The organism is Pedobacter kyonggii (assembly GCF_004310665.1).
Classification (GTDB): Bacteria; Bacteroidota; Bacteroidia; order Sphingobacteriales; family Sphingobacteriaceae; genus Pedobacter; species Pedobacter kyonggii.
This window is the reverse complement of sequence record NZ_SIXF01000013.1, coordinates 135,725-143,427: the sequence shown is the minus strand read 5'-3', so window position 1 is coordinate 143,427 and position 7,703 is coordinate 135,725. Positions and strand designations below refer to the sequence as shown.

The 7,703-nt window shown below is 46.3% G+C and carries 5 protein-coding genes; 2 read left to right on the top strand and 3 right to left on the bottom strand.

Going from position 1 to position 7,703, the window contains the following annotated elements; genetic code table 11:
• Positions 1-256: 256 nt before the first annotated feature.
• Positions 257-1,633, bottom strand: a complete 1,377-nt coding sequence (locus EYS08_RS14700; protein WP_244215964.1) for a chloride channel protein — start codon at positions 1,631-1,633, stop codon at positions 257-259.
• Positions 1,634-2,176: 543 nt separating this feature from the next.
• Here EYS08_RS14700 and EYS08_RS14695 point away from each other — a divergent pair.
• Together EYS08_RS14695 and EYS08_RS14690 are read left to right on the top strand one after the other, a co-directional pair.
• Positions 2,177-2,407 carry a hypothetical protein gene (locus EYS08_RS14695; RefSeq protein WP_131030755.1) on the top strand — a complete coding sequence of 77 codons (231 nt, stop codon included), beginning with the start codon at positions 2,177-2,179 and terminating at the stop codon, positions 2,405-2,407.
• Positions 2,408-2,443: 36 nt separating this feature from the next.
• Positions 2,444-3,019, top strand: coding sequence for a hypothetical protein (locus tag EYS08_RS14690; protein WP_131030754.1), 576 nt, complete (start codon positions 2,444-2,446; stop codon positions 3,017-3,019).
• Positions 3,020-3,108: 89 nt separating this feature from the next.
• Here the strand turns inward: EYS08_RS14690 and EYS08_RS26350 are convergent, their stop codons facing one another.
• Both EYS08_RS26350 and EYS08_RS14680 read right to left on the bottom strand, forming a co-directional pair.
• On the bottom strand, positions 3,109-4,545 hold the full coding sequence (locus EYS08_RS26350; protein ID WP_244215963.1) for a TolC family protein: 1,437 nt from the start codon (positions 4,543-4,545) through the stop codon (positions 3,109-3,111).
• 1 nt (position 4,546) lies between these two features.
• Positions 4,547-7,684 carry an efflux RND transporter permease subunit gene (locus EYS08_RS14680; protein WP_131030753.1) on the bottom strand — a complete coding sequence of 1,046 codons (3,138 nt, stop codon included), beginning with the start codon at positions 7,682-7,684 and terminating at the stop codon, positions 4,547-4,549.
• Positions 7,685-7,703 lie beyond the last annotated feature (19 nt).

The window sequence follows — 7,703 nt, the reverse complement described above, 5'->3', positions numbered from 1 at the left end:
TCTGTCTAATCTTATTCATGCTGAGCAGTTTGTTCGCCATATCTACAGGGGTAAGCTTGATGCTTACCAAACCTATATAATTGGCGGGTTAAACTATGCCCAAATCAGTGATATGGTTAATTATAGTGGTGTAGTATGTGTCGGAATGGCAGAGTAAAATAATCCTGCAATGAACCAAAAGTGGTGCACTTTGCCTCGGAATATTTAATTACCTCAAACAAAAAATGGTGTACTTTGGCTCGGAATGACTGGTGTACTATGCCTCGGAATGGGTGGTGTAGTATGGGTCGGAATATCCAGCTGCCAGGGCTTTTGTATATATCGAGTGTTTTTGAACACTTCGATTGAGCATGTAAGATATAGCAGAGGTAATCATCAAAGGCACCATTAGTACATAACCTCCGGTAATCTCAGCAATAAGGAATATCCCGGTCAGCGGGGCGTGCATGATGGAACTTAGCGCGGCGGCCATTCCAGCTACTATAAAGTTGGAGGTATTCAGGTGTACAAGTCCTGTAAGGTTGACGCTGTAAGCAAAGACGAACCCGATCAGCCCGCCCATAATCAGGCTTGGAGCAAACGTGCCACCGTTTCCACCAGCACCAAGGGTTACTAAAGTGGCTATCGATTTAGCGAAGATTGTAATGACTGTGAAGAGTATCACAAGTGAAGGATAACCCTGGTAATCCGAGAAAATACTATTATTTATCACGTTAAGATAATCTCCCCTGAGCAGGTTTTTAATGGTGATATAGCCCTCTCCGTACAAAGTTGGAAAGAGAAAAACCATTACACCGAGCAACAGTCCGCCAGTAAGCACTCTCTTGTATGGATGATGGATGCCATAAAAGAAATTCTTTACCATATAGTTAACCTTGGTAAAATAAATCGAGAAAAGACCAATGAATACCGCAAGGAGCACATAAAAAAACAGGGCATTTACCTGCCAGCCTTCCGTTACCAGGAAGAACAGCTGCTGGGTATAAAATATGCGCGCGACTACCGCCGCCGTGGCGGCAGAAAGCAAGAGCGGGATAAATGCTGGAATGGTGAACTCGGGCAACAGCACTTCTATCGCGAAGACGATTCCCGCAATGGGGCTGTTGAAAGCGCCGGCTATTCCCGCCGCGGCACCGCAGGCCAGAAGCATCGTGATCTCCTTGTAGGATAACCCCAGGAACCGTCCCAGGGTCGAACCAATGGCTGACCCACTGGTCACGATAGGCGCTTCAAGACCTACCGAACCGCCGAAGCCAACAGTGATAGCAGATGTAATGATCTGAGAATATACATTATGGGTTTCAACCCTGCTCGATTTTTTGGAAATGGCATATAAAAGGGGTGTAAGGCCGGTCTCGAATTTTGTGCGCCGGATAAAATACTTCACGTACAATACCGTCAGCAATATACCCACAAGTGGGAAAAAGAGATATAGATAATACTTATACTTCCATTGCCAGTCAGACTGGAGAAAATCCTCGATGGCGTGGGTCATGCTTTTTAGCAGGGCGGCGGCCAAACCTGCAAGAACACCCACAATAATGGCCAGGACAATAAGAAAATTACGGTTTGATATTTTTTGTTTACGGAATCTATTAACACTATCAAGGTAATTTACTAGTCGTACATACATAAGGCGGGGTGATTGTGTCTCAAATTGTAAATATAATAAAAACCATCCTTAGCGTCAATCCGGTATTAGAAATTAGCCTTATTAGTTAAGGCTAAATATTTATTAGCCACCTGGAAACAAGGCCTGATGCTAACTTTCATTAAGCTTGACCAGCAGCTCCTGATCACAGTCATAGTCAAGTATGTATAGGGTTACCAGACATGAAAAATCAATAAAAATACCGGCCTTTGGCATTAAACCGGAGGCAAAGTCCGCAGGGAGGATTTCGGGCCTGAGGTGAATGTTGATCTCATCAAAACCGACCATTATGCAGGCCTTGATCTTTCGAATTTCTATAATCTTTTTTATCATTACAAATTCCAATAGCCTGCCCGCTGTTGAGCATTGATCAATATAGCATTAATCTGTTATTTTAGAGCCCAATGTGCTAACAAAAAGCTAATCGCTCCTAGTTTATTATCGAAAAATTTACAGGGATTATGTGGCGAAAGCGATCTCAAGTTTATTCCTTTGCATAAAAGGGTACTACTAAAAAGTTCAATTATGAAAGAAGAGGAAAATGGCATCAATAAGGACATGCAGCTGTTCACAGACAAATTTGAACCTGCCAAATATAAGTTGATGGATAATGAAATAGAAGTGCGTGGAATGAAGGATATTCATAGAAGTTTAGTCGGGGCAGCGGTAATCATTGAACGGCTTGGGTTAAAGGTCAGTATCAGCCACGATGGCGGAATGCTTTCCTATGGCGCTTTCAAGGTCAGGAACAATTAAACACAACACCAAAATATCCCTAAAAGTAAAGATAAAATGTACAGTTCGGTTAAGACATATCTGAAGGTCCAGAATTTAGTCAGGGCGGCCTTGCTATTCATATTGATCAGTTTGAGTTCAAATGTCTTCAGCCAGCAAATGGGCGCAAAAACCAAAGTCTCTGTCGGGGGAGCTTTAGCTTTTCCTACCGGAAATTCTGCAAAAACATACCGGCGGGGTTACGGCGGCTCTTTAGTCGGCGAATACAACCTCAAAGGGAATCTCAATGCTGTTGGTTATCTGGGTTACATGCATTTTCAATATCGCAAAGATGTGCGGGCCCGGCTGGAGAACTATGGCGAAGATACCCACATAAGCGGGGTTATACCGTTAAAGGCAGGTTTGCGGTACTATTTTGGAGGAATATATTATGCTGAGGTTCTGGGAGGCTCAGCTTTCGCCCTCGGCGAACATTCCTACCAGGCCTTCACCTATTCCCCTGCCCTGGGTGCCTGCATACCGATAAATGATCGCTTTAGCGCAGATCTCGGCCTGCGTTATGAAAGCTGGATAAGAAATGGGGAATCAACGTCCTTTTATGGAGCAAGGATAGCATTGGCAGTGGCATTGTAAACAAAGAGAAAGTGCGGTACCGTAAAAACCCTGAGATCTCATGAAAAGAAATCCCAGGGAAATATATAGTTTGTAAGAGCGAATGACTGCTAGCCCCCAAGGGCCCTAAAAAGGTTGATAAGTGAAGAATAAGATTTCTGCTTAAGATCCACCTGCTGCATTTCTGCCTCAAGTACACTTCTTTGAGCAACGATAACCTCCAGATAACTGGCATATCCGGATAGATAAAGGTCATTTGCCGTTGAAACCGCCTTTTTTAATTCCTCAACCTCACTTGATTTAAATCGGTAGGCCTGCTTATAATTTTCAATTGCCGAAAGCTGTACAGAGACTTCCTGGTAGGCTTTGATGATTTGACGCTGATAATTGTAAAAGGCAGAAAGCTGCGCAGAATTTGCCACCAGGCTACTGTTTTTGAGCGCTGCCCTGTTGAGCAAAGGGGCACTTAGTCCACCGAGGAATCCAGCAGCGATTGAAGCAGGTGAGAAGAGCAGTGGAAGCTTAAAGGAATTATATCCTGCATAGGCATCAAGGGTCAGCGAGGGCAGAAATGCTTTTTTCGCGGCACTTACATCCGCCTTAGAGGCAGCCAGCTCCAGTTCAGCTTCCCTTACGTCCGGTCTTGCGAGAATAACTTTTGCGGGAATCCCGGCATATATTTCCCTGGGCAAAACTTTGGTAATGGCACTGGTGTCGCGCCCGATGTTTCCCTGGTACCTGCCCATAAGCAGATTAAGCTCATTCTCGATCCTATTGATTGCCTGCAGGATCTCAAACTGCCTGCCCTGGGTCGCTATACGTTGCGCCCTGAACTGACTGACTGCTAAGGCAGTTGCCCTGCCGCCGGCCATCTGGGCCTCCACAATTTCCAGACCCTTATTCTGCAAGAGTATATTTCGCTGGAGGATTTCTAATCGTTTATCAAGAGCAGTGAGCTCGTAGTAAAGTTCCGCGACCTGACTGATAACTTGTGTTTTATACCACTGCAGACCGGCCTGGCTGGAAAGATAGCGGTTGTATGCGGCCCTTTTCTTTTCAGATAGCTTTCCCCAGATGTCAATTTCCCATGAACTCCTGAAACCCGCAAAATAATCAGGTGTCGGGCTGGGGATTCGCTGCTTTTCATTCAGGTTTTCCGAAAAGTTCGTATCATAATTCCCTACCCCGTTCATTGTATAGTCTCCATAATGGTCGAGCCCTGCAGATATTCCGGCGCTTAGTGTAGGATAGCGCTTTGAGCGGCTTAAACGCAGGTTCAGCCCAGCTACCAATACCCGCTGTACCCCCGACTGAACATTCAGGTTGTTTTTGAGCGCCGTATCAATGAGCCCCTTGAGGTCCGGCTGGGTAAACACAGCCTTCCAGCTTAAAGCCTCAGCAGGCGCCGAGGAGAGCCCATTAAAGGAATCAGGAAGTTTTTTCAGTTCAGGAAGACCTGCCTGCCTGACTGAGCCGCATGAAGTTATGATCGCGATCAGGCAGGGCATGATAAAAAATGGGATAATTATTTTAATATTTAATTTCATTTTAATTTGTTTTAAGCTTGGAACTTTTAACTACCTGCTTTTTTTTGCGGGCTGCAAATACCCCATATAACCCTGGAATTAGTATTACGCCAAAGAGCGTTCCGATGAGCATTCCCCCTACTGCGGTCATACCAATCGAACGGTTCCCTACCGCCCCGGCGCCTGAGGCTATGCAGAGTGGAATAAGGCCTGCAATAAAAGCGAAAGAAGTCATCAGTATGGGACGTAAGCGCGATACTGCCCCCAGAGCTGCAGCCCTGGCAACCGAGAAGCCGGCTTTGCGTTTTTGTTCGGCAAATTCAATGATTAAAATAGCATTCTTTCCGAGTAGTCCGATAAGCATGACCAGCGCCACCTGGGCGTAGATATTGTTCTCCAGGCCTGCCAGTTTCAGGGTAAAAAATGCCCCGGCAATTCCGGCAGGAAGCGAGAGCAGGACAGGCAACGGCAAGAGAAAGCTCTCATATTGCGCAGATAAAATGAGGTAAACGAATATCAGGCAGATGATGAAGATATAAATCGCCTGGTTTCCCGAAAGGATTTGCTCCCTTGTCATCCCAGACCATTCGATACTAAAACCACGTGGAAGCTTTTTCTTTGCAGTTTTTTCAACTGTCGCAATCGCATCGCTGCTACTAAAGCCTGCTGCGGCATCACCGTTGATCATCGCCGAGGGGTACATATTATACCTGTTAATCTGTTCAGGCCCGTACACCCTTTCCATAGTGATAAATGCCGAGTAAGGTATCATCTCGCCACGGTCATTCTTGACATAGAGTTTTAACAGGTCTGTAGGCTTGCCCCGGTACTGGGGATAGGCCTGGAGCATCACTTTATACATCTGTCCGAAACGGATGAAATTGGTGGCGTAGTAACTTCCAATAAGGGTCTGCAGGGTACCCATTGCATTGTCAATTGTCACCCCTTTTTGCGCCGCCATATCCTGATCTACATGGATCAGATATTGCGGAAAATTAGGGTCGAAACTGGTGAATGCACCGGAAATCGCACTGCTTTTACGCAGTTCTGAGAGGAAGTCATTGGTTACCTTTGCCGTTTTTCCCATGTCCTCACTCTTGTTTTTATCCAACAGCCTGAGCTCAAAACCGCTGGCATTACCAAAGCCAGGTACAGTAGGCGGGGAAAAGAATTCAATGGAAGCATCACTAATCCCGCGGGTTTTGGCTTTGAGCAATGAAATAAGCTCATCGACACTTTCTTTGCGATCGTCCCATGCGGCAAGATTGATCATCGCCATTCCATAGGAAGCACCTGTAATATCGCTCATTAGACTATAGCCTGCCAGGGTGCTGACGTTTTCAACGGACCGGAAACTGCTTGTCACCTGCTCGATCTGATCGAGCACCTGCTCCGTACGTTCAACGGTAGAGCCCGGAGGGGTGGTGACATTCACATAGATCATTCCCTGATCCTCGGTTGGGATAAACCCGGAAGGAAGAATGCTCGAGCCCAGCCAGCTCAGGAAAATAAAAAGCAGCAGTAGTCCGATAGTGACCAGCCTGCGGGAAATGATAAACCTGACCAGACGTCCAAACTTTTTCTCGGTTTTATCATAGCCTTTATTGAAGAGACCAAAAAAGCGCTGAAGTAACCCCTTTTTGCCAGGCTGGGTATCATGCCTTAACATCAATGCACAGAGCGCCGGTGTCAGCGTTAAAGCATTAATGCCCGATATGACAATAGAAATAGCCAGGGTAAGGGAAAACTGACGGTAAAACACCCCAACGGGCCCCGAAAGAAAGGCTACGGGAATAAATACCGCCGACATCACCAGGGTAATGGCAATGATAGCCCCGCTGATTTCTTTCATCGCGGCGATGGTTGCTTCCATTGGCGGCAGGTGCTCTTCGCTCATTTTCACGTGGACCGCCTCGACTACGACAATCGCATTATCCACCACTATCCCTATGGCAAGTACGAGTGCAAAAAGCGTGAGGATATTGACGGAAAAGCCCATGATCTGGAGAAAGGCAAGGGTACTGATCAGCGCAACAGGTACTGCCAGCGCTGGGATCAGCGTACTCCGGAAATCCTGAAGAAAAATAAAGACCACGATGAATACCAGTATGAAAGCTTCCAAAAGCGTCCTTAAAACTTCATGGATACTTGCATCAAGGAAACGGGAAACATCATAGGCATAATTGTATTCAACCCCCGGAGGGAAACTGGTGGCTTTAAGTTCAGCCATTTTCGACTTAATGTTATCTATTACCTCACTGGCATTTGAGCCAGGCCGCTGCTTGATCATAATCGAGGCGGAAGGTTTGCCATCTGTCTTGGAAACCATGTCATAGCTGACTGTCCCGAATTCCAGGTCAGCAATGTCTTTTAACCTCACCAGCGCCCCGTCCCGCTCGGCCCGGAGCACCAGATTCTCATAGTCCTCTTTGTTGTTGAATTTACCGGTATAGCGCAGCACATATTGTTTTACTTCTTTGCCCTTACCGGAATTCTCACCCGCCACACCTGGCGCCGCTTCGATATTCTGCTTACGCATCTTATCGATCACCTCTTCTGTAGAAATATTGTACGAGCGCATCCGGTCTGGTTTCAGCCATACCCGCATGGAATAATCCCTGGCGCCCATGATTTCTACAAAACCCACGCCGTCTATTCTTTTTAGCTCCTGCAGCACATTGATGTCCGCAAAGTTATAAATGAACTCCTCGTTCATTTCATTATCGGTACTGGTAATGTTCAGGTAAAGAAGCATACTGTTCACCTCTTTTTCTGTGGTTACCCCTGCCTTTATCACCTCTTCTGGAAGTTCATCAAGTACGGTGGTCACCCGGTTCTGCACATTTACCGCCGCCTGATCCGGATCGGTGCCGACATTGAAAAATACCTGTACCAGGGTTACCCCATTATTGCTGCTGACGGTGTTCATGTAGGTCATGCCTGGAACACCATTGATCGCGCGTTCAAGGGGCGTAGCCACAGCCTTGGCACAAACCTCGGCATTAGCCCCGTTGTAACTGGCCGTTACGACAACTGACGGGGGAACAATGTCAGGAAACTGGGTAATCGGGAGCTTAAATAAGGCTAGGATGCCCAGTAAAATCAATATAAGTGAAATGACCAGTGAAAGTACCGGTCTTCTGATGAAGGTCTCAACCATTTATTTTAGGTTATACCAA